Source organism: Haloarchaeobius baliensis (assembly GCF_052060055.1).
Lineage (GTDB): Archaea > Halobacteriota > Halobacteria > Halobacteriales > Natrialbaceae > Haloarchaeobius > Haloarchaeobius baliensis.
The window spans coordinates 915,457-935,018 of record NZ_JBPPFR010000002.1 but is presented as its reverse complement, the minus strand read 5'-3'; the positions used below and the strand labels follow the sequence as shown (position 1 = coordinate 935,018).

Annotated in this window: 23 protein-coding genes; 10 read left to right on the top strand and 13 right to left on the bottom strand. The window is 68.5% G+C overall.

Annotation, left to right across the window (positions count from 1 at the left end; all coding sequences use genetic code 11):
• Positions 1-36: 36 nt before the first annotated feature.
• The gene (locus tag ACSG06_RS15625; RefSeq protein WP_440991201.1) at positions 37-1,251 is read right to left on the bottom strand and encodes an AAA family ATPase; all 1,215 of its coding nucleotides are present in this window, start codon (positions 1,249-1,251) and stop codon (positions 37-39) included.
• A gap of 156 nt (positions 1,252-1,407) precedes the next feature.
• Here ACSG06_RS15625 and mvaD point away from each other — a divergent pair, with 156 nt between their 5' ends.
• Entirely contained in the window at positions 1,408-2,415 is a 1,008-nt protein-coding gene (mvaD, locus tag ACSG06_RS15620) for a phosphomevalonate decarboxylase MvaD (protein WP_440991200.1), read from the top strand.
• Positions 2,416-2,469: 54 nt separating this feature from the next.
• Here mvaD and ACSG06_RS15615 read toward each other — a convergent pair whose 3' ends face one another.
• Complete coding sequence (locus tag ACSG06_RS15615) at positions 2,470-3,804, bottom strand: MFS transporter (RefSeq protein ID WP_440991199.1); 1,335 nt, start codon at positions 3,802-3,804, stop codon at positions 2,470-2,472.
• A 107-nt stretch (positions 3,805-3,911) separates the two neighbouring features.
• Here ACSG06_RS15615 and ACSG06_RS15610 point away from each other — a divergent pair, with 107 nt between their 5' ends.
• A complete protein-coding gene (locus ACSG06_RS15610; protein WP_440991198.1) occupies positions 3,912-4,307 on the top strand; it encodes a DUF7347 domain-containing protein in 396 nt (131 codons plus the stop codon).
• A gap of 1 nt (position 4,308) precedes the next feature.
• Here ACSG06_RS15610 and ACSG06_RS15605 read toward each other — a convergent pair whose 3' ends face one another.
• Together ACSG06_RS15605 and ACSG06_RS15600 are read right to left on the bottom strand one after the other, a co-directional pair.
• Entirely contained in the window at positions 4,309-4,986 is a 678-nt protein-coding gene (locus ACSG06_RS15605; protein WP_440991197.1) for a DUF7546 family protein, read from the bottom strand.
• Between the two features lies 1 nt (position 4,987).
• Positions 4,988-6,361, bottom strand: coding sequence for a heme o synthase (locus ACSG06_RS15600; RefSeq protein WP_440991441.1), 1,374 nt, complete (start codon positions 6,359-6,361; stop codon positions 4,988-4,990).
• 179 nt (positions 6,362-6,540) lie between these two features.
• On the opposite strand from ACSG06_RS15600, the gene coxB reads away from it, so the two are divergent.
• The 4 genes from coxB (at position 6,541) to ACSG06_RS15580 (ending at position 9,973) form a co-directional block, all read left to right on the top strand.
• Positions 6,541-7,329 (top strand): cytochrome c oxidase subunit II, encoded by a 789-nt coding sequence (gene coxB, locus ACSG06_RS15595; protein WP_440991196.1) that lies wholly within the window; start codon positions 6,541-6,543, stop codon positions 7,327-7,329.
• A gap of 101 nt (positions 7,330-7,430) precedes the next feature.
• Positions 7,431-8,288: a cytochrome c oxidase subunit 3 gene (locus tag ACSG06_RS15590; RefSeq protein ID WP_440991195.1), complete on the top strand. Its 858-nt coding sequence runs from the start codon at positions 7,431-7,433 to the stop codon at positions 8,286-8,288.
• Positions 8,289-8,294: 6 nt separating this feature from the next.
• Positions 8,295-9,677, top strand: coding sequence for a hypothetical protein (locus tag ACSG06_RS15585; protein WP_440991194.1), 1,383 nt, complete (start codon positions 8,295-8,297; stop codon positions 9,675-9,677).
• Entirely contained in the window at positions 9,674-9,973 is a 300-nt protein-coding gene (locus ACSG06_RS15580; RefSeq protein ID WP_440991193.1) for a DUF7410 domain-containing protein, read from the top strand. Before ACSG06_RS15585 ends, ACSG06_RS15580 begins: the two co-directional genes overlap by 4 nt.
• Positions 9,974-9,988: 15 nt before the next feature.
• Here the strand turns inward: ACSG06_RS15580 and ACSG06_RS15575 are convergent, their stop codons facing one another.
• Positions 9,989-10,264, bottom strand: a complete 276-nt coding sequence (locus ACSG06_RS15575; protein ID WP_440991192.1) for a DUF7111 family protein — start codon at positions 10,262-10,264, stop codon at positions 9,989-9,991.
• A 91-nt stretch (positions 10,265-10,355) separates the two neighbouring features.
• On the opposite strand from ACSG06_RS15575, the gene ACSG06_RS15570 reads away from it, so the two are divergent.
• Both ACSG06_RS15570 and ACSG06_RS15565 read left to right on the top strand, forming a co-directional pair.
• The gene (locus ACSG06_RS15570) at positions 10,356-10,640 is read left to right on the top strand and encodes a PadR family transcriptional regulator (RefSeq protein WP_440991191.1); all 285 of its coding nucleotides are present in this window, start codon (positions 10,356-10,358) and stop codon (positions 10,638-10,640) included.
• 41 nt (positions 10,641-10,681) lie between these two features.
• Complete coding sequence (locus ACSG06_RS15565; protein ID WP_440991190.1) at positions 10,682-10,894, top strand: hypothetical protein; 213 nt, start codon at positions 10,682-10,684, stop codon at positions 10,892-10,894.
• 6 nt (positions 10,895-10,900) lie between these two features.
• Here the strand turns inward: ACSG06_RS15565 and ACSG06_RS15560 are convergent, their stop codons facing one another.
• From ACSG06_RS15560 to ACSG06_RS15550, 3 genes are all read right to left on the bottom strand, one after another.
• On the bottom strand, positions 10,901-11,131 hold the full coding sequence (locus tag ACSG06_RS15560; protein WP_440991440.1) for a VOC family protein: 231 nt from the start codon (positions 11,129-11,131) through the stop codon (positions 10,901-10,903).
• Positions 11,128-11,298 (bottom strand): VOC family protein, encoded by a 171-nt coding sequence (locus ACSG06_RS15555; RefSeq protein ID WP_440991189.1) that lies wholly within the window; start codon positions 11,296-11,298, stop codon positions 11,128-11,130. Before ACSG06_RS15555 ends, ACSG06_RS15560 begins: the two co-directional genes overlap by 4 nt.
• 120 nt (positions 11,299-11,418) lie before the next feature.
• Positions 11,419-12,564 (bottom strand): acyl-CoA dehydrogenase, encoded by a 1,146-nt coding sequence (locus ACSG06_RS15550; RefSeq protein ID WP_440991188.1) that lies wholly within the window; start codon positions 12,562-12,564, stop codon positions 11,419-11,421.
• Positions 12,565-12,748: 184 nt separating this feature from the next.
• Here ACSG06_RS15550 and ACSG06_RS15545 point away from each other — a divergent pair, with 184 nt between their 5' ends.
• The gene (locus ACSG06_RS15545) at positions 12,749-13,807 is read left to right on the top strand and encodes a phytoene/squalene synthase family protein (protein WP_440991187.1); all 1,059 of its coding nucleotides are present in this window, start codon (positions 12,749-12,751) and stop codon (positions 13,805-13,807) included.
• Between the two features lies 1 nt (position 13,808).
• Here the strand turns inward: ACSG06_RS15545 and ACSG06_RS15540 are convergent, their stop codons facing one another.
• Genes ACSG06_RS15540 through ACSG06_RS15525 form a run of 4 tightly spaced genes read right to left on the bottom strand, consistent with a single transcriptional unit; the run spans position 13,809 to position 17,773 of the window.
• Positions 13,809-15,161, bottom strand: coding sequence for a hypothetical protein (locus tag ACSG06_RS15540; protein WP_440991186.1), 1,353 nt, complete (start codon positions 15,159-15,161; stop codon positions 13,809-13,811).
• 55 nt (positions 15,162-15,216) lie between these two features.
• Complete coding sequence (locus ACSG06_RS15535) at positions 15,217-16,542, bottom strand: hypothetical protein (RefSeq protein ID WP_440991185.1); 1,326 nt, start codon at positions 16,540-16,542, stop codon at positions 15,217-15,219.
• 51 nt (positions 16,543-16,593) lie between these two features.
• Positions 16,594-17,457, bottom strand: a complete 864-nt coding sequence (locus tag ACSG06_RS15530; RefSeq protein ID WP_440991184.1) for a 3-hydroxyacyl-CoA dehydrogenase family protein — start codon at positions 17,455-17,457, stop codon at positions 16,594-16,596.
• Between the two features lie 52 nt (positions 17,458-17,509).
• On the bottom strand, positions 17,510-17,773 hold the full coding sequence (locus tag ACSG06_RS15525; protein ID WP_256299092.1) for a MarR family transcriptional regulator: 264 nt from the start codon (positions 17,771-17,773) through the stop codon (positions 17,510-17,512).
• A 236-nt stretch (positions 17,774-18,009) separates the two neighbouring features.
• Between ACSG06_RS15525 and pan1 the strand changes: the two genes are divergently transcribed.
• Entirely contained in the window at positions 18,010-19,230 is a 1,221-nt protein-coding gene (gene pan1 / locus ACSG06_RS15520) for a proteasome-activating nucleotidase Pan1 (protein WP_440991183.1), read from the top strand.
• A gap of 26 nt (positions 19,231-19,256) precedes the next feature.
• Here the strand turns inward: pan1 and ACSG06_RS15515 are convergent, their stop codons facing one another.
• Positions 19,257-19,391, bottom strand: a complete 135-nt coding sequence (locus ACSG06_RS15515; RefSeq protein ID WP_440991182.1) for a hypothetical protein — start codon at positions 19,389-19,391, stop codon at positions 19,257-19,259.
• Positions 19,392-19,562: the final 171 nt, after the last annotated feature.

Here is a 19,562-nt window from a genome sequence, read left to right as displayed (position 1 = left end):
GCAGGCCATGGGGTGTCGCCGCAGGCCGCTGCCGGCTCACGTGCGGCTGACGTCGTGGTCGATCTCGGCGACGTCCTGCCCCGTCTCCCGTCCGACCGCGCGGACGTCACTCGTCTCGACGGGTTCGTCCGTTCGCACAGACTGCCTGGTCAGCCGGTCGGCCACGTACTCGATGTCGGCGGCATCACAGCCCGCCAGCTGGTCGGCTGCCCGCCACCAGTCGAACGAGGCTGCCACGACAGACTCGTCCAGGAACTCGGCGAGCAACGACGCCCGGGTCTCGCGGTCGGGGAGCGGGACAGCGATGCGCTCGTCGAAGCAGTCCCCCTTGCGAAGCTGGTCCGGGACTGCCTCGATGGAACGCGCCGAGGCGAACACGAGGACGTCCTCGTCGTCCGCGAGCGTCTCCGCGAGCATGATGACGAAGCGGCTCGACGGGGCCCCCTGGTCCGCCGTCGGGGCGAACGAGTCCACCGCTTCGAGGAACAACACGCAGGGACTGTGTGACCGGGCGAGTGCCGCCACCTCGTCCACCACCTCGTCGGTGTTGGCACCATCCCCCAGCGACGTGGTCGGAGCGACGTGCAGAAACGGGATTGAGAGCGACCCGGCCGTCGCGCGGGCGAGTGTCTGCTTCCCACAGGCGGGCGGGCCGAAGAGGAGCACACCGCCCACGCCGTCGACGCCGGAGTTCGCGTACAGCTCGCTGTTCGTACGGGGGTCGAGCACCCGGTTCCGGATCTCCTCGAGCTGCCCGGTCATCCCCGCGATCCCGTCGAGGGTGTGTCCCACGGACGACTCGACGATGTCCGCCGGGTCGATACCGTCGGTCCCCGGCTCCTCGCCCTCCGAAGTGGCCTCCTCGATCAACGTCGACAGGTCGTCGTCGGCAGACTCACCCGACCTGGGACTCGCGGAGCCACCCGACTGCTCCGACTCATCTCCCGCCGCTTCCTGGTCCTTCTCGTAGAAGTGGCCGATCGTCACTGCCCAGACCAGCCCGAAGATCAGTAGCCAGCCGACCATGGCGATCGCCTGCCCGGTGATGATCGCGACGAGGCCAGAGACGATACCGAGCAGACCGAGCCCCAGGTCGAGGTCCTTCCCTCGTAACGTCGAACTGAAGGCGTACGCGCTCCCGGCCACGAAGAGACAGAACGACGCCGCGAGGAAGGGATTGGTCGATGCCCAGCCCGCGAGTCCCCCGGACGCGAGCGGCACCATCGACGACGAGAACGAGAGCGCGGCCATTCCTACACGAGATTCTTCGTTAATTGAGTTAAGGATTCCTGTGTGGATTGGGTGCCGTCCGACCTGGACCCACAGTTCTGTCGAATCCGGCCACCCACGTGCCGACCGCCTCGATCACCCGTGACTTTTAAGCGCGCGTCGGTCGGCTATCGGGGTATGAAGGCAACCGCGATGGCACATCCCATCCAGGGACTCGTCAAGTACCACGGCATGCGCGACGACATCGAGCGACAGCCGTACCACGACTCCATCAGCGTCTGTACGGCCCCGAGCCACACGAAGACGACGGTGGAGTTCTCGATGGACTACGACGAGGACACGTACATCGTCGACGGCGAGGAACTGGAGGGCCACGCCTTCGATCGCGTCGAGCGCGTGGTCGACAAGGCACGCGGCATGTCCGACGCCGCCCACACCGTCTACCCCGTCAAGCTGGAGTCCGAGAACTCCTTCCCGTCGAACGTGGGCCTCGGCTCGTCCTCCTCCGGCTTCGCCGCGGCCGCGATGGCGCTCTCCGAGGCCGCCGAGCTCGATGCCTCGCACGCCGAGATATCGACCATCGCACGCGTCGGCTCCGCGTCGGCCGCCCGCTCCGTGACGGGCGGCTTCTCGCACCTGCGCGCCGGGCTGAACGACCGCGACTGCCGGTCGCACCGCATCCCCACAGACCTCAAGGACGAGCTCAAGATCATCGTCGCGCTCGTCCCCTCGTACAAGGACACCGACGACGCACACGCCGAGGCGGAGAAGAGCCACATGTTCGACGCCCGCCGGGCGTACGTCCAGGACCAGCTCGTCGAGATGCGCGACGCCATCCACGACGACGACCTCGAACGGATGGGCCACATCGCCGAGCAGGACTCGCTCTCGCTCGCCGCGACGACGATGACCGGCCCCGACGGCTGGGTGTACTGGCAGCCGCCGACGCTCGCCGTCTTCAACAAGGTACGGGAGCTACGCGAGAACGGCTACGAGGGCGACGACGACGTCGACAGCGTGCCCGTCTGGTTCTCCACCGACACCGGCGCGTCGGTGTACGTGAACACGACCGCCGAGCACGCCGAGCGCGTCAAGGAGGCCGTCAGCGAGACCGGCGTCAGCACGACCATCTGGGAGGTCGGCGGACCCGCACGCCTGCTCGACGAGGACGAAGCGCTGTTCTGAGGGGGGTCGTCCCCACCTGACCGCGGGCGAGGGTCGGTCGACCGACGTCCCACCCTACGCGAACCGTCCCTGTGTCACGTCGACCGGGGGACCGAACCGCCTGAGCGACGGCGTCACGAGCCAGTACAGCGCGGTCAAGACGGTCCCCGCCGCGCTGGCCAGCAGCACCGTCGGTGCGCCGTAGACGTCCCCGAGGAACCCACCGACGAGGATGCCCACCGGCGAGACGAGGCTGGCCGCGCTCCCGAGCGCCGAACTCACCCGACCGAGACGGTCCTGTGGCACTCCCGACTGGAGCGTCGCCATCACGGAGACGTTGTAGATACCGACCGGAATCCGGGAGAGGGCGACGAGGCCGATCGTCACCAGCGGCGCCGCGAGCCAGACACCGACCGCGAACAGCGCACCCGAGCAGGTGAGGCTCACGATGGTCGTCCATCCGAGCGGGTAGGACTCCGTCGCGGAGGCCGCGAGCGACCCGAACACCGTCCCGACGGTGAGTCCGGCGAGCAGCAGGCCGTAGGTGCTCGCGTCGCCGATGCCGTCGGCGAACGCCGGGAGGACGGCGTACGCGACGCCGAACAGGAAGTTCGCGAACAGGCTTCCGACGACCATCAATCCCAGCTCGGAGCCTGCGATGGTCGCGACGCCCTCGCGCAGGTCGGCGCGGTAGGTCGCGAGGTCGAACCCGGCCGGACCGTCGTCCGGGTCGGCTTCGTCGCCAGCCTCGTCCGGGCCGGCTTCGTCGCCACCCGCCTCCTCGGTGGGTGACTCGGCAGCCGGGACCGAGAGCCCGAAGAAGACGAGCGCGGCCAGCCCGAACGTCGCGGCGTCGACGACGTAGACGCCGACGGCACCGACGGCGGCGATGAGCAGCCCGCCGGCCCCGCGGGCGGTCGCGTCCACGGTCCTCCTGACGGTCGTGGTCGCGGCGTTGGCACGGACGAGCGCGTCGCTCGGGACGAGCCGGGGGACCGCCGCGTTCTGTGCGGGGTTCGCGAACAGCCCGGCGAGCGAGAGCACCGGCATCGTCGCCAGCACGACGCCGACCGTGAGGTTCCCGGTCGCCCACGCGAGCGGGACGACGAGCACGACGACCCCCTGTCCGAGCTCGGACAGGGTGAGCACGCGTTCGAGCGCCGAGCGGTCGACGATGGGGCCGACCAGCACCGAGAGCAGGCCGGGGATACCGGTGAGGAAGCCGGCGATACCGGTGTAGGCCGTCGAGCCGGTGAGTTCGTAGACGAGCCACATCGCCGCGACGGTGTAGAGCCCGTCGCCGAGCACGCTGACCGCTCGCCCGACGAGCAGGCGCCTGAAGCCACGGTGGCGCAGCACCGACAGTCGCTCGTCGAGGTCGAACCGGTCGAGGGAGACCACGTCTGTCACGTCTCGACCCAGCGGCGGGTACCACTTCACCGTTCTCTGAACGGGATTTATGAAGAATCTCCGAGAGGTACCACGAACTATATCACGGCCCCTCTCACAGCCCAGCCATGGACGACGCGGACGCCGCCGACGCCCTCGACGTGCTCGCACACGAGCACCGCATCGCGATCCTGCGCGCGCTCGCCGAGGCCGACGAGCCGCTGTCCTTCTCGTCGCTCCACACCCAGGTCGGCATGCGCGACAGCGGGAAGTTCAACTACCACCTCGCGAAGCTCTGTGAGTACTACGTCCGAGAGACCGCCGCAGGGTACGAGCTCGGCCACGCCGGCGAACGGGTCGTCTCGGCGACGGCAGCGTCCTCCGACCCGGCGAGCACCGACGGCGGCACCGCGACGACCGACGGCGGAACGCCCGGTGTCGACGAGGGCGAGGACTGTCCCGTCTGTGGCGAGACGGACTGCGGGAAGCTCTTCCACGTCCACCTGACGCCACCGTGGGCCTGACTCAGAGCGACGGTCGCCAGTACAGCAGCCCGACGGTGACGACGAACACCGCCGTCGAGAGCGGGAGCGACTGCTGGTACGCCTGGGCCGCGACCGCCGAGGAGCCGCCGGCGACGCCGGTGACGATGGTCGCGATAATGGGCCAGCTGCAGGAGACACACGAGAGCAGGCCGAGCACGCCCGACACCGCGGCCCCCGCCGCGTCGATGACGGTCACGTAGACGAGGTACGAGAGCGCCACGTAGCCGACCACCTGGTAGGGGAACAGCCGGAGGATGAGGAGCTCGCTCTCGTAGGTCACCGCGGGGCCGAACCCGGGCGGCAGCGAGGTTGCGACGTACCAGCCGTAGGACGGGTCGTAGCCCGGCACCGACACGAACGCGTAGCCGAGGTCGAGCAGGCCGCCGAAGTACGCGAGTATCAGGGCGTAGCCGACGGCGACGACGGCCGCGACCCGACGCCGACGGGTCGGTGCAGCCGGTGCCTCGGTGCGCCAGAGCGCCCACAGCCCGACGTTGATCCAGACGAACGGGAGCACCACCAGCGAGAGCGAGATGGAGCCGACCTCCGCGAGGTAGAGTACCGCGAGCAGCGCCTCCAGGGTGAGCGCGATGAAGCCCGCGAACACTGTCGACGGTTCGGGGACGAGCGACGCGAGGTCGACGCGTTCGGTCGCCATCTCACAACACCATGGAGTCGACCACGACGGCGACCAGCAACGCCCCGAGGTAGGCGTTCGAGGCGTGGAACGCGCGGAACGCCGCGTCGGTGGTGCGCTCGCGGTGGAGCCTGACGATGGTCCAGAGGAACCCCGCGCCGACCGTGATGCTGACGAACGCGTACAGCAGGCCGAGGTTCGAGACGGCCGCGAGCCCGCCGGCCCCCGCGAGCGTCGCCGTGAAGTACCAGACGATGTGCCTGCGGGTGACGGCGTCGCCGCGGACCAGCGGGAGCATCGGGAAGCCGCCACGGGCGTAGTCCTCCTTGTACGCCAGCGCGAGGTTGTAGAAGTGTGCGGGCGTCCAGAGGAAGATGACCGTCGCGAGCGCCAGTCCCGGCAGGCCGATGGTGCCCGTGACCGCCGCCGAGCCGATGAGCGCCGGGAGCGCCCCGGCCGCACCGCCGACGACGATGTTCTGGACCGTGTTCGGCTTCAGCACCAGCGTGTAGACGACGCTGTAGAACAGGATGGCGACCAGTCCGAGCACGGCCGCGAGCAGGTTCACCGACGCGAACGAGGCCAGCGACGCGGTTGCGAGCGCGAAGCCGAACACCAGCGCGTTCCGGACCGGAACGACGTCGACCGCCAGCGGGCGGTCGGAGGTGCGCTGCATCTTGCGGTCGACGTCGCGTTCGAGCACGTGGTTGAACGTCCCCGACGCGCCGATGGAGAGCACGCCGCCGAGCATCGTCAGGCCGACGATGCGGACCGTGAGGTCGGCCGCGCTCGTCGCCGCCGCGAGCGCCATCGCGGCGCCCGCGACCAGACAGAGGAGCCACATCAGTCGCGGTTTCATCAGCCGGAAGTACGCGTTGGCGACGAGCTTGACGCGCGCCAGACCACCCGTCGGCAGGTCCCGCGTCGGCGCGTCGGCGTCACCGTCCGCCTCGTCGACCGGTTCGGCGTCCACCGAGGGGTCGTAGTCGTTCTCGGTCGCCGTCGCCGACTCCAGCGTCCAGGCGAGCGCGAACATCGCCGCGCCGAAGATGGAGACGCCGACAGTCAGGTGGACCGCGGAGAGCAGCGCAGTCGGCGTCGCGGTGGTGGCGGCGACCGCGCCCAGCCCCACCTGGACCGGGTAGAGGACGAGCGCGCCGGCGAGGGCGAGTCGCACGCGCCTGCTCGCCGGGCCGGCCCATGCCGCCGCGAACGTCGCGACGACCGCGAGGCCGACCAGCAGCGCGGCGACGCGGTGGCCCCACGCGACGAGCAGGTCGGGGTTCGAGAGCCCGACCAGCCACTGCCCGTTGCAGGCCGGCCAGGTCGAGCAGGCCTCGGACGCACCGGTGATGGCGGTCGTCCCGCCGACGAGGACGAGCGCGTAGACGCCCATCGCCGTCGCTGCGAGCAGGCCGGTGAACCGGCGATGCGAGCCGACGGGACGCGGGTACGGTCGAGACACAGTTGCTAGCCAATGCTTCGGCTCGGACCACTTAGAGTCGACGCTTTCACCCGGTCGACAGGGCGGAGTCAGCACATATTTAACCCCGTCTTCCCAAGCCTCGAACCGACATGAACGTGAAGCGAATCGCCCCGCTGGCCACACTTGGGGCGGCGCTCCTGCTGCTCGCTGCCGAGCCGGCGGCAGCGCAGTCGACGTCCGCCGAGGCCATCAACGGGCTCAACGAGCGACTGCTCGTCGTCGCTATCCCGATCACCGTCCTCGTCGAGGGCATCCTCATCTACACCGTCCTCAAGTTCAAGGACAGCGACGAGGCGAAGCCGACCCGGGAGAACCGGCGTCTCGAGATCACGTGGACCGTCGCGACCGCCGTCATCCTCCTGTTCGTCGGTATCGCGACGACGATGGTGATGGCCGACCAGTCCGTCATCGTCGACGACGTCGAGAACCGCGCCGACGTGCCCGAGGACGCCGAGCACGTGAACGTGGAGGCTTACCGGTACGGCTGGGACTTCGAGTACACGGAGCACAACGTGAGCAGCGGCGGGAAGCTCGTCATCCCCGAAGGTCAGGAGACGTACTTAAACATCACCACGCGTGACTGGCTCCACGCGTTCCACGTCCCGCAGCTCGGGCTCAAGCACGACGCCGTCCCGGGCCAGCACCACTACATCATGACGACCGCGACGGAACCCGGGCTCTACCAGGGCTACTGCGCCGAGTACTGTGGCACCGGTCACTCCGGGATGATGTTCGAGGTCGAGGTCATGCCCCAGGACGAGTACGAGACCTGGCTCGCCGAGCAGTGTGACGGCGAGTGGAACAGCGACGAACAGACGTGCGAGGCCCCGTCCGGCGGCAGCAACAGCAGCACGAGCAACGCGACGGTCGCGGCCTGAGACAGGTCGCCGACGACACCGACCCTTTCCTGCGGTTTCTTCGTCACGACCCGCGGACGCGCTTGGATGGATTTTTGGTAGTCGACTCGTAAGCCCCATCCATGACAGTTGCCGAAGAATCCGCGGACGACCACGGGCACCACCTGCCGGCCGTCGAGGACTGGCCGCGCGGGTTCGGCGAGGCCAGCTGGTGGCCGTTCGTCGCCGCCCTCGGTGGCGGTGGTATCTACCTCGGTGCCGCGTTGTACGTACTCGTGACACGGAACATCGTCGGCTACGGCGTGTTCGCCGGCGCCGCGATCCTGAGCACGCTCCTGTTCCTGGTCGGGCTGTTCGGCTGGCTCTACCACGCGTTCATCGTCTCGTTCTGGGAGCGCGGTGCGAACGAACACAGCGCGCACAAGCTCAGATGGGGGATGGTCGCCTTCCTCGGCTCCGAGGTCGCCACCTTCAGCGCGGGCTTCGTCTACTACTTCTTCGTCCGCGTGGGCGACGTAGGTGAGGTCCCGCACCTGTTCGGGAGTCTCGTCATCGTCAACACGGCGCTGCTGGTCGCCTCCAGCTTCACCATCCACTTCGCGCACACCTCGCTCCTGAAGGGCAACCGCAGGCGGTTCATCGGCCTGCTCGGGACGACGCTCGTCCTGGGCCTGGTGTTCATCGCCGGGCAGGTGTACGAGTACTACGAGTTCATCGTCCACGACGGCTTCGCGCTCGGCAACGACGCGTTCAGTCAGGTGTTCGCCAGCGGCTTCTACGCGCTGACCGGCCTGCACGGCCTGCACGTCAGCCTCGGCGCAGTGCTCATCGGCATCGTCTTCGTGCGCGCGCTCCGCGGCCAGTACTCCGCCGAGCGCCACGTCTCCGTGAGCACGGTCTCGATGTACTGGCACTTCGTCGACATCGTCTGGATCTTCCTCGTCGTCGTCCTGTACGTCGGCGCACCCGTGACGGCGTAACCCGCGATGGTCGATCACCGTCCCCGACGCCTCGCGCTGGCGACGTTCGGGACGCTCGTTCTCGCGACGGGGACGGCACTCGCCCACGGCGGTTCGCTTCGCGGTGAGGCCGGCACCATCGCGGTGCCGTCCTGGCTCTTCCTGCTGACCGGCGGCGCCGCCGTCGGTGCCTCGTTCCTGCTCGCCGCGACGGTGACCGACCGGCGCTACATCGCGAGCATCGACGACTGGCACCGTACGCTGCGACGCTTCCCGACCGCGCTCTCGCGCTACGTCCTCCCCACCGTCGGCGTACTCGGCTTCCTCGCCGTCGTCTGGTTCGGGTTCACCGGCCCGGTGACGCCGCTGCGGAACCTCGCGGTGCTGCTCGTCTGGGTCGGCTGGTGGGCCGGGTTCACGATGACGACGTACCTCGTGGGCAACACCTGGCCGGCGCTGAACCCGTTCCGCGCGGCCGTCCGCGGCGTCCACACGTTCCTCCCCGCACCGCCTGTGGAGTACCCCGACCGGCTCGGGAGCTGGCCGGCCGTCGTCGGCCTGCTCGCGCTCGTGTTCACCGAGGTCGTGCTCCCGCTCGCTGACGACCCGAGGCTGCTCGCGGCCGCCGTGACGGGCTACGGGCTCGCGACGACCGCCGCCGGACTCGTCTTCGGCGAGACGTGGTTCGAGCGCGGGGACCCAGTCTCACGCACGTTCGCCGCCTTCGGCGCGGTCGCCCCGTTCTCGCGGACCGACGACGGCGTCAGGTTCCGGCTCCCCGGCATGGGCCTGACCGACCCGTCGGTCGTCCGCGACCGCAGCGACGTGGTGTTCGTCGTCACGCTGCTGTGGGTGACCACCTACGACGGCTTCGTGACGACGCCGTTCTGGAACGGGTTCGCGACGACCGTCGTCGACTGGGGAGTGCCACCGCTCGCGACCTACCTGCTCGCGTACCTGCTCGGGTTCGGGCTGTTCGTCGGTGCGTACCGGCTCGCTGCACGACTCTCGCGGGGGACGGGCGAGACGTTCCTCACCATCGACGCGCTGGGCCGCCGGTTCGCCGCGCCGCTGCTCGCCATCGCGGCTGGCTACCACCTCGCGCACTACCTGAGCTACTTTCTCGTGCTCTCGCTGCCGCTCTCGCAGGTGCTCGCCAGCCCGACCGCGCCGCCGATGAACCCGCAGCGGTACGTCCTCCCGACGTTCGTCGGTGGCCTCGAACTCGCGTTCGTCCTCCTCGGCCACCTGCTCGCCATCTGGGTCGCGCACTCGACCGCCTACGACGTGTTCCCGAGCCGGCTGCAGGCCGTGCGCAGCCAGTACCCGTTCATCGGGGTCATGGTCGTCTACACGATGGTCAGCCTGTGGATCGTCGCCGAACCGTCCTCCATCCCCCCGTTCCTATGACAGGACCAGATTCGTCCGCCGAGAACAGGTCGGCCGACCCGTCGGACACGTACGTCCCCCCGGGCGTGACGGCCCACCGCTGCCCCTACTGCGACCGACCCTTCCGTCGTGCGGAGCAGCGCACCCTCCACGTCGGGCTGGAACACTACGACCGGATGACCGACGCCGAGGAGGACGCCTTCCGCGAGGTGTACGAGAGCGAGGAGGAGGAGCTGGGGCTCTACCGACTGAAGCTCGTCGGCGGGCTCGTTCTCGTCTACTTCGGTATGCTGCTCCTGTACGCCGTCGTGACGTGACCCTGCTGCCGACCGCTACATCCCCATGTCTTCCGCCGGCGTCGGAATCGGCAGGTCGTGCGGCGGGACACCCAGCAGCTCCCCGACGTGGTCTAACGCCATGTCGAAGCCGTAGTAGCGCTCCAGCTCGTCGCCGTCGGCGCTGGGTCGCACCTTCAACATCGCGTAGCCCTCGATGTTCTGTGCCACGGCAGCGGTCGCGCCGTCGCGTTCGAACGAGAGCACGCGTTCGGTCTCGGTCTCCTCGTACCGGGCCGTGATGCCGTCGTTCGTCGCCGTGTCGTCGCTCATGGCTCGGCGTTGGGACCGGGGGGTGTCGTACCTGCCGGTTTCGGAGCACGGAAGCGAAACGCACCAGTGGGACCGACACGACCACACGGCCATGACGAAGTTCATCCAGAGCGGACGACGCCGCGACCTCTGCTTTCTCCTCCACGATGCCGGCGAGCTGCAGGCACAGGCACTGAAGACCCGGCTCGAACGACACTACGACGAGCGCATCGAGCCGAAGTCGTTCTACGGCGCGCTCGACGCGCTCGAATCGGCTGGGTTCGTCGAGACCCACACCGAGGGGCTGTACGACGTGTACTCGCTGACCGACGCCGGGCGTGCGCGGGTCGACGAACACGTGGACTGGGTGGTCGAGCTGACCCGGGACGAGAAGTAGGCCAGCCAGGGTTCAAGTACGAAGCCGGGGCCAGACGGAGCATGTCGCTCAAGCACGACGCGAAGGCGTTCGCCGCGACGGTCGGCGGGCGGCCCGTGACGGCTGTAATCTGGGCCACAACGCTCCTGTTCGGTCTGCTCACGCTCTTCGACCCCCCGCCGTTCTCCCGGGTGGTCTACTTCGAGGTGACCTCGGTGTGCACGGCGCTGACGTGGCTACGGACGGTGGGACCACGGGCACGGTTGGTCCAGTGAGGGCGTCTACTCGGCCGGCTCGACCACGTTGATCAGGTTCCCGTACAGGTCCGCGAAGGTGGCGTGGACGCCCCACGGGACAGCCTCGGGCTCGGTCGTGAACTCGACGCCGCGGTCGCGGTACGTCTCGAACAGTCCGCGACAGTCGTCGGTCTCGGCGACGAACAGGACGTGGTCGGCTGCCTGTCGCCCGACGAGATCGCGCTTCTCGGGCGTGTCGGCGGGGACGAGCGTCAGCTCCGGACCGTCCCGGGGAAGCCGACGGTTATCCAGCGACCGTCCTCACCGGGCATCGGGTCGTCGGAGCGCACCTCGAAGCCGAGGGTATCGGTGTAGAACTCGAGCGCCTCGTCCTGGTCGTCGACGAGGACGGTCACGTACGTCAGGCCGGTGAGTGTGGACATGGTCCGTCCAGAGAGTCGTCACTGAGTGACTTAGTGTCGAGCCATGCGCTGCGGAAGTGAACGTGAGAACTCGCGCGGAATGGGTGGCGGGGAGGCCGACTGTCGGAGGGGTCGCGCCGACTACTCGTCCAGCACCTGGTCGCCGATGGTGTTCCGGAGGACCTCGCTGGTGCCCTCGTAGATCTCGTTGAGCTTCGCGTCGCGGTAGAAGCGCTCGGCCGGGAAGTCCTTGGTGTAGCCGTAGCCGCCGTGGATCTGGATGCCCTCGTTGGCGACCTCGCGGGAGATCTCGGAGGCGTAGAGCTTCGCCTGTGCGGCCTCCTTGATGAACTTCTCGCCGCGGATCTTCCTGTCGGCAGCGCGGTGCATCAGCATCTTCGCGGCCTGGATCTTCGTGTCCATGTCCGCGATCTTGTGCTTGATGGCCTGGAACTCGGCGATGGGCTGGTCGAACTGCTCGCGCTGCAGAGCGTACTCCTTCGCCTGGTCGAGTGCTGCGCGGGCGATGCCGACGCCGCGGGCCGCGATGGTGATGCGGCCGCCGTTGAGCGTCTTCAGCGCGTGGACGAAGCCGTCGCCCTCCTCGCCGAGCAGGCGGTCGGCGGGGATTCGCATGTCGTCGAAGCGGAGTTCCGCGGTGGGACAGCCCTTGTCACCGAGCTTGTCCTCGGTGCCCTCGACGTGGAAGCCGTCGTCCTCGTCGGGCCGGACGATGAACGAGGAGATGCCCTTGTTGCCGGCGTCGGCGTCGGTCTTCGCGAAGACGGTGACGGTGTCGGCGACGGAGCCGTTGGAGATCCAGAGCTTGTTCCCGTCGATGACGTACTCGTCGCCGTCGCGCTCCGCGGTGGTCTCCATCGCGGGCACGTCGGAGCCTGCCTGGGGCTCGGAGAGGGCGAACGCGCCGATGTCGGTTCCCTCGGCGAGTGGCGTGAGGTACTCCTGCTTCTGGTCCTCGTCGCCGAACTCGTAGATCATGTTGCCCGCCAGCGAGATGTGGGCGGCGACGATGGTGCCGAGGCCGCCCGAGCCCCGGGAGATCTCCTCGAGACCGATGGCGTAGCTGTGGTAGTCCAGGCCGGCACCGCCGTACTCCTCGGGGAACGGCATCCCCATCAGGCCGAGGTCGGCCATCTCGCTCACGAGCTCGGCGGGGAACTCGTCCTCGTGGTCGATCTCGTCGGCGACGGGGACGACCTCCTCGTCGACGAACTCCGCGACCATGTCCCGTATCTGAGCCTGCTCCGCGCTGAGGCTGAAGTCCATGGGAGAACGTTCGACCGTCGGGACTTTACTTTTGTCTTGCAGCGCGAGTCCGGTCCGAAAAGTATAGACGAGTAGAGGGCTCCTTGTGGTGTATGAGCGAGACGGGCGTGCGGACATCTCCGGACACAGCACCTGCCGACGTGGCAGGTGGGTTTTTCAGCGTGGAATACACAGGGGAACGTGAATGAACGAGGAACAGGCAGAGTATCCGGTCGACGACGACCTCGCGTGGTGTTACGAGGCGGTGCAAGGTGTCTCCCGCACCTTCGCCATCACCATCGAGGAGCTAGAGGAGCCGACCGCCCGCCACATCTGTCTGGGCTACCTCCTCTGTCGCGTCGCCGACACGGTCGAGGACGCGGGACACATCCCCCCCGCGGAGAAGGCGGAACTGCTGCGTCTCTATGCGGACGTGCTCGATGCCGACGAACCGGCGACCGCCGAGGAGTTCAGGAGCGCGGTCGACGGGTGGCTGCCCGAGGAGCTCGACGACGACTGGACCGTCGTCGCCGAGTCGCCCCGTGTCGTGCGGACGTACCGCCGCCTCCCGCCGGAGGCGAAGGAGGCCATCCTCCCGCCGGTGCTCGAACTCACGAACGGCATGGCCGAGTTCGTCGAGCGCCACGCAGACTCGGGCGGGCTGCGCATCCAGACGCTCGACGAGCTGGAGGAGTACTGCTGGTACGTCGCGGGCACCGTCGGCTCGCTGGTGACCGGCCTCGTCACCCGCGGAACGACCGACCGTCGGGAGTCCCGGCTCCGCGAGAACGCGCGGTCGTTCGGCCTGCTGCTCCAGCTGGTCAACGTCGCCAAGGACGTCAGCGACGACTACCACGAGGAGAACAACGTCTACCTGCCCGCGGAGTGGCTCGACGCGGAGGGCGTCGACCGCGACGCAGTCTGTGACCCCGAGAACGAGGAGGCGGTCGCGACGGTCATCGAGCGCGTCGTGGACCACGCTTCGGGCTACCTCGACGACACCCAGACCTACCTCGAGGCCCTGCCGGAGCGCCGCGGCAACACGCTGTCGGCGTGGGGCATCCCGTACCTGCTCGCCGTGGCGACCCTGCGCGAGCTCCGCGAGCGCCCCGCCGACGTCGTCCGCGAGGGCGGCGTGAAGGTCTCGCGGATGGAGGTCGTCGCCATCATCCGCTGGTTCCGCGAGGGCGGCGACCGGCAGGCGCTCGAACGGGTGCGCCAGACCATCGAGCAGAAGCCGCTACACGAAGCCGACCTCTCCTGACTCAGGCGGCCTCCGCTGTCGTCTCTTCGGTGTCCGCCGACTCGGACAGGCTGGACCTCGCCGACTCCCGCCGGCCGAGCGCGTAGAGCACGACGCCGGGCACGAGCGTCCCGACAGTCCAGAACACGAGGGTGTAGGAGGGACCGCCCCAGGGGGACAGGAACGGTAGTGCGGCGAGCGTCGGTGCCACCAGTGCGACGAGCGCGACCGGGAGCGCCCCGAGCGTCCCACGTTCGTGGGCCGCGCCGAGCAACAGGAACAGGAGGACCGTCGTCGTCCACGTGCCGAGTATCCGGTTCGGACCGGGCGCTCCGACGATGACCAGCCAGCAGGCCGCCGCGGCCGGGAAGACCCACCACGCGTAGCTGTCGAGGCTGATGCGGTCGCCCCAGAGCGCGAACACCGCCCCGATACCTGCGGCGACGAGCGTCTGGGGGACCAGCGAGACGAGCGCGAGCCCGACGAAGATCGCCGGGTCGAGGGGCTGTCCGTCGGTGCTCGTCCCGAGCAGGAACAGGCCGACGCCGGCCGCGAGGAGGATGGGTGCGACGACACCGCCGACGAGGCCGATGCTGGCGGCCAGCTCGTCGTCGGTCTCGGCCGGCCCGAGTCGGTCGCCGACGGCGAGCAGCCCGGCGAGCACGCCCGCGAACAGCAGCGTCGGGAGCGCGACGACCGGGAGTACGCTCGGGAGGACGCCGGCCACGGTGTCGACACCGACGGCGACGACCGTGAGGAGTGAGCCGACAAGCCCACCGCCCGCGAACGCCATGGTCGTCTGCGAGCCGAGGTCGGCGTCGCCCGTCCAGACGATTGAGCGCTCGTTACCGACTGCCGAGTCCGGGACGAGCGTCGGCTGCGTGCCCGCGGGCCCGTGGACGGCGAGCCGGAGGGCGTGGACATGCACCTGCGCGTTCGGCGTCGAGGGAGAGAGTCCGTCCGCGACGAACACGCCGCCGACGCCGCGGTGGGCGAAGTCGGCGCTCGTGAACGTGGCGACGAGCGTGCGGTTCTCGACGCCCGTTTCGAGGTTCGCGACCTCGTCGACGACGGTGCGGCGGGTGAGTTCGTCCCGGACGCGGTCGTGGCGGGCGTCGGCGTCAGCCGCCAGTGCCCGGGCCGTTGGCTCGTCGAGGTCCACGCGGACGGTCCAGTTCGCGCTCCCGTCGGCCTGGATCCGGACGACGACCTCGCAGTACTCCTCGACGCCGCCGTCGAGCGCGTCGTCGGTGCAGAGGCCGGCGACCGACTCGGGGGGTGGTGCGGCCGTGGCTGGCGTGACTGCGGGGAGGGCGACGGCTGCCAGCACGAGCAGCGTCAGGGCTGCGAGTGCGTGCGAGCGGTGGAGGGCCATCGTTCGGGGCGACGCGGTGGGGCGAGAAGAAATTTGGGACGGGCCGCCCACGGACTCAGGTGCTCGATGCCGCGCCACTGCCACCCTCCCGCGCAACGACTCGCCCGAGGATGGCGAACGGAAGCCCTGCGACGAGGGCCACGACGGACCACACGAACAGTATCGGGACGAAGAGGAAGCCGAAGCCGGTGATGGGGACGAACTGGAATCCCACGAAGAACGGCGTAGCGACCAGGACGAAGCTCAGGAACGTCCAGAGCCGGCCCCCCTCGTCCCAGAGCCGTCCCAGCCCGAAGCAGAGCAGCAGCGGGAGGACCGTCACCGCCGGGAGGACGACCGGTACGCTCCCGGCCCATCTGGACGGGGCAGATGCGACCGCGGGAACCGCCGCGAGGGCGGTGGCCCCGGCGACGACCCCGACCGTCCGCCACGGGGTGAACTGGTCGGTGGCGACGACGGCCACCGACGGGACGAGCAGGACCGCCGCGAGGGACCCGAGTGACCAGTCACCGGCGTACAGGCCGACCCGGAGGCCGACGAGGGTGCCACTGAACAGGACGAACCCGACGCCGACCGCGGCCGCTGTCACGGCAGCCGGGGAGACAGACGAGTCGCTGAACCGGCCAGCGACCGACAGGCCGCGGAGACCGACCAGCAGGGTCGCGGCGGGCAGTGTCGCCAGCAGCAGCAGGTCCTTCCCCAGCGTCGGCCAGACGAACAGCCCGATACTCGCGGCGGCCGCGACCCGACTCCCGAGCCCTGCGTCGGGCCCGAACGCGACGAGCGTGTCGTCGGAGAACGCGACCTCGTCGCGTTCGTGGTCGGTCGCCGCTCGCCATCGGGCCGCGTCGTCGCCGGGCGACGAACTGCCGGGTGGGTCGTTGGTCACGACGGTCCCGTCGGGGCCCGAGACGGCGAAATCGTCGACGTTGAACCGGATGGGCGGCCCGCCCCAGCTGTGGAACCGGTCGACGAGCAGCGTGTCGCCGATCATCCGGGTAGCGACGTCCGACTCGACGTAGGTGACGACGACCGTCCGGTCCTCGAGCGTCGCCGAGACGTCGCTCGTCTCACCCCGCGAATCCAGTGCGTCGTCGACGATGTCGTCGAGTTGGCTCCGATTCTCGGCGAGTCGCTCGCTGCTGTCGGCGGTCAACGTCAGTCGAGCGGTCCAGCGACCGCTTCCGTTCCCGGCGACATCGAGCGTGGCGGTCGATTCTTCGACAGTCACGTCCATGCCGTGCTCCTGAGCCGTCCGCTCGAACTCGTCACTGCAGACGGGACAGAGTGGCTCCGGCGGGGTACTCGCGTCGACGACGAGCGGGACCGCGGTGACTGCAAGCAGCAGGAGGACCGCGACGGCTGCTCGGCTGGAGGGCATTCATCCAACGGGGACGACCACGACCGGTAAGTGTCTTCTGCCGAGGCGGTGCTACTCGTACTCGTAGAAGCCCTTGCCGGTCTTCTTGCCGAGGTCGCCCGCGTCGACCTTGCGCTTGAGCAGGTAGGCGGGCTTGTAGCGGTCCCCGAGCTCCTCGTGGAGCGTCTCGCTGGCGTGGAGACAGACGTCGAGGCCGATGTGGTCGGCGAGCTCTAGCGGGCCCATCGGGACGTTCGTGCCGAGTTTCATCCCGCGGTCCATGTCCGCTTTGGTGGCGACGCCCTCGTCGTAGGCGCGGATGCCCTCGTTGATCCAGGGCATGAGCACGCGGTTGGTGACGAAGCCGGGCTTGTCGTCGGACTCCCAGGTGGTCTTGCCCAGGGCCTCGGCGATACCGTGGGCGAGGTCGAGCGCGTCCTCGCTGGTCTTCTCGCCGTCGACGACCTCGACGCCCTCCATGATGGGGACGGGGTTCATGAAGTGCAGACCGACGACGCGCTCGGGGGATTCCGTGGCCGAGGCGATGGTCGTGATGGAGAGCGTGCTGGTGTTCGTCGCGAGCAGGCAGTCGTCGTCGACGACCGCCTCGAGGTCGGCGAAGATGTCCTGCTTGATGTCCATGTTCTCGACGGCCGCCTCGACGACGACGTCGCAGTCCGCGAGGTCGCCGAGGGCGGTCGTGCCGTCGATGCGGTCGACGGCGGCCTCGGCATCCTCGCGCGAGAGCGTGTCCTTGCCCACGAAGCGGTCGAGGCTGCTCTCGATGGAGTCGAACCCGTTCTCGACGAACTGCTCCTCGATGTCCCGCATCGTCACGGCGTAGCCGTTCGTCGCGGCGACCTGTGCGATGCCGCTGCCCATCGTGCCCGCGCCGACGACGCCGATACGCTCGATGCTGTCGAGGTCGTGTACCATGGCTCGACGTTCGACAGATTGGCCCCTAAGCGTGCCGGTCCAGCGACGGACGTTACTCGACTGTGAGGGTGTAGAGTCGCTTGCGGGCGTCGGAGAAGGAGAACCGCGAGTGGACCACGTTCTCTTCCTCGAGGCGGTTCAGCGCGTAGCGAACGGTACGCGGTGGGAGCAGCGTCTCCTCGGCCAGTTCGCTCTGGGTCAGCGTGTCGTTGTACTCCAGCACCTTCGCGACGAGCTTCGCGCTCGGTGGCAGGTCCCGGACGTCGTCCCAGCTCCCCGTCGGTGGCTCGCTCGTTCTCGGCTCGGTTGCGCTCATCGTACACCTTCGTTGTGCATACCCCGTAATAATACTTGCTCATTCAAAATATTACTTCAGATAATCTCACTGGTGTTCGATCAGTGGTCACTCCGCCCCTGGACGGGCCCCGACGACTCCCGGACCGCATCACCCCAGGCCGCTTCCAGCCCAGGAACACCGGCAAGAACCGCTGAGAACGGCGCTTCCGTACGGCACCCGAAGCCTCTTAAGAATCAGCGCCTTATGAAATGCTGATGACCGACACGGTGGACGACGTCGACCTCCCGTACAACGAGGAGGAGGCGTCCAAACAGGAGAAGATCGCGGCGTTGCAGGAGCGGCTCGAGGTGCTGGAGGCGCAGAACGACGAGATGCGCGATAAGCTCCTCGACGCCAACGCGGAGAACAACAAGTACCAGCAGAAGCTGGAGCGGCTCACCCACGAGAACAAGAAGCTGAAGCAGTCGCCGCTGTTCGTCGCCACCATCCAGGAGCTGACCGACGAGGGCGTCATCATCAAGCAGCACGGGAACAACCAGGAGGCCCTCACCGAGGTCACCGACGAGATGCGCGAGGAGATCGAACCCGACATGCGCGTCGCCGTCAACAACTCTCTCTCTATCGTGAAGACGCTGAGCAACGAGACCGACGTCCGCGCCCGCGTGATGGAGGTCACCGAGAGTCCCGAGGTCTCCTACGGCGACATCGGCGGCCTCGAGGAGCAGATGCAGGAGGTCCGCGAGACCGTCGAGATGCCGCTCGAGAAGCCCGAGATGTTCACCGAGGTCGGTATCGACCCGCCGTCCGGTGTGCTGCTGCACGGCCCGCCGGGCACCGGGAAGACGATGCTCGCGAAGGCCGTCGCGAACGAGACCGACGCCACCTTCATCAAGATGGCCGGCTCCGAGCTCGTCCACAAGTTCATCGGCGAGGGCGCGAAGCTCGTGCGCGACCTGTTCCAGGTCGCCCGCGACCACGAGCCCGCCGTCATCTTCATCGACGAGATCGACGCCATCGCGGCCAAGCGCACGGAGTCGAAGACCTCCGGCGACGCCGAGGTCCAGCGTACGATGATGCAGCTGCTCTCCGAGATGGACGGCTTCGAGGAGCGCGGCGACATCCGCATCATCGCCGCGACGAACCGCTTCGACATGCTCGACCGCGCCATCCTCCGCCCCGGGCGGTTCGACCGCCTCATCGAGGTCCCCAAGCCGGACGTCGAGGGTCGCGAGATCATCTTCCAGATCCACACCCGCGACATGAACGTCTCCGACGACGTCGACTACGCCGTGCTCGCCGAGATGGCCGACGAGGCCTCCGGTGCGGACGTGAAGGCGATCTGCACCGAGGCCGGCATGTTCGCCATCCGCGACGACCGCCGGACCATCGAGAAGCGCGACTTCGAGGAGGCCTGGGAGAAGATCCAGGCAGAGAGCAACGAGGACGACGACGAGATCTCGAAGACGTTCGCCTGAACCGGCCCCCTGTTTTCGCCGCGGACCTACAGCACCGAGAAGAGCGCCAGCGGAACGACGAACAGCAGCACGAACATCACGACGAGCAGCAGGCCGTAGCCGCCGAAGGTCCCGGCGACCGTGAGCCAGGACGGGTGGTCGGAGTCGATTGGGAGTTCCATGCACGGTGCGTGTGCGGCGTGGGTCTTAGGTACACCGGTCCACACCACCGGTCGGGTCGACGACCGCTACGGTCCCCACGACTCCGGAGGGGTATCGAGCACACTGACGGGTCCGTCCCCAACAGTACTCAGACGGCACGAGATGTCGGGCAGTTTTTGAGGACCCGCGCG

Bases quoted from the DNA above. Each gene is read 5' to 3' on its own strand.
- ACSG06_RS15625 (WP_440991201.1), bottom strand. From the start codon at position 1,251: ATGGCCGCGCTCTCGTTCTCGTCGTCGATGGTGCCGCTCGCGTCCGGG.
- pan1 (WP_440991183.1), top strand. From the start codon at position 18,010: ATGACCGACACGGTGGACGACGTCGACCTCCCGTACAACGAGGAGGAG.
- ACSG06_RS15570 (WP_440991191.1), top strand. From the start codon at position 10,356: ATGACGAAGTTCATCCAGAGCGGACGACGCCGCGACCTCTGCTTTCTC.
- ACSG06_RS15590 (WP_440991195.1), top strand. From the start codon at position 7,431: ATGACAGTTGCCGAAGAATCCGCGGACGACCACGGGCACCACCTGCCG.
- ACSG06_RS15545 (WP_440991187.1), top strand. From the start codon at position 12,749: ATGAACGAGGAACAGGCAGAGTATCCGGTCGACGACGACCTCGCGTGG.
- mvaD (WP_440991200.1), top strand. From the start codon at position 1,408: ATGAAGGCAACCGCGATGGCACATCCCATCCAGGGACTCGTCAAGTAC.
- ACSG06_RS15575 (WP_440991192.1), bottom strand. From the start codon at position 10,264: ATGAGCGACGACACGGCGACGAACGACGGCATCACGGCCCGGTACGAG.
- ACSG06_RS15580 (WP_440991193.1), top strand. From the start codon at position 9,674: ATGACAGGACCAGATTCGTCCGCCGAGAACAGGTCGGCCGACCCGTCG.
- ACSG06_RS15525 (WP_256299092.1), bottom strand. From the start codon at position 17,773: ATGAGCGCAACCGAGCCGAGAACGAGCGAGCCACCGACGGGGAGCTGG.
- ACSG06_RS15610 (WP_440991198.1), top strand. From the start codon at position 3,912: ATGGACGACGCGGACGCCGCCGACGCCCTCGACGTGCTCGCACACGAG.
- ACSG06_RS15565 (WP_440991190.1), top strand. From the start codon at position 10,682: ATGTCGCTCAAGCACGACGCGAAGGCGTTCGCCGCGACGGTCGGCGGG.
- ACSG06_RS15515 (WP_440991182.1), bottom strand. From the start codon at position 19,391: ATGGAACTCCCAATCGACTCCGACCACCCGTCCTGGCTCACGGTCGCC.
- ACSG06_RS15600 (WP_440991441.1), bottom strand. From the start codon at position 6,361: ATGGGCGTCTACGCGCTCGTCCTCGTCGGCGGGACGACCGCCATCACC.
- ACSG06_RS15605 (WP_440991197.1), bottom strand. From the start codon at position 4,986: ATGGCGACCGAACGCGTCGACCTCGCGTCGCTCGTCCCCGAACCGTCG.
- ACSG06_RS15535 (WP_440991185.1), bottom strand. From the start codon at position 16,542: ATGCCCTCCAGCCGAGCAGCCGTCGCGGTCCTCCTGCTGCTTGCAGTC.
- ACSG06_RS15585 (WP_440991194.1), top strand. From the start codon at position 8,295: ATGGTCGATCACCGTCCCCGACGCCTCGCGCTGGCGACGTTCGGGACG.
- ACSG06_RS15530 (WP_440991184.1), bottom strand. From the start codon at position 17,457: ATGGTACACGACCTCGACAGCATCGAGCGTATCGGCGTCGTCGGCGCG.
- coxB (WP_440991196.1), top strand. From the start codon at position 6,541: ATGAACGTGAAGCGAATCGCCCCGCTGGCCACACTTGGGGCGGCGCTC.
- ACSG06_RS15550 (WP_440991188.1), bottom strand. From the start codon at position 12,564: ATGGACTTCAGCCTCAGCGCGGAGCAGGCTCAGATACGGGACATGGTC.
- ACSG06_RS15540 (WP_440991186.1), bottom strand. From the start codon at position 15,161: ATGGCCCTCCACCGCTCGCACGCACTCGCAGCCCTGACGCTGCTCGTG.
- ACSG06_RS15555 (WP_440991189.1), bottom strand. From the start codon at position 11,298: ATGTCCACACTCACCGGCCTGACGTACGTGACCGTCCTCGTCGACGAC.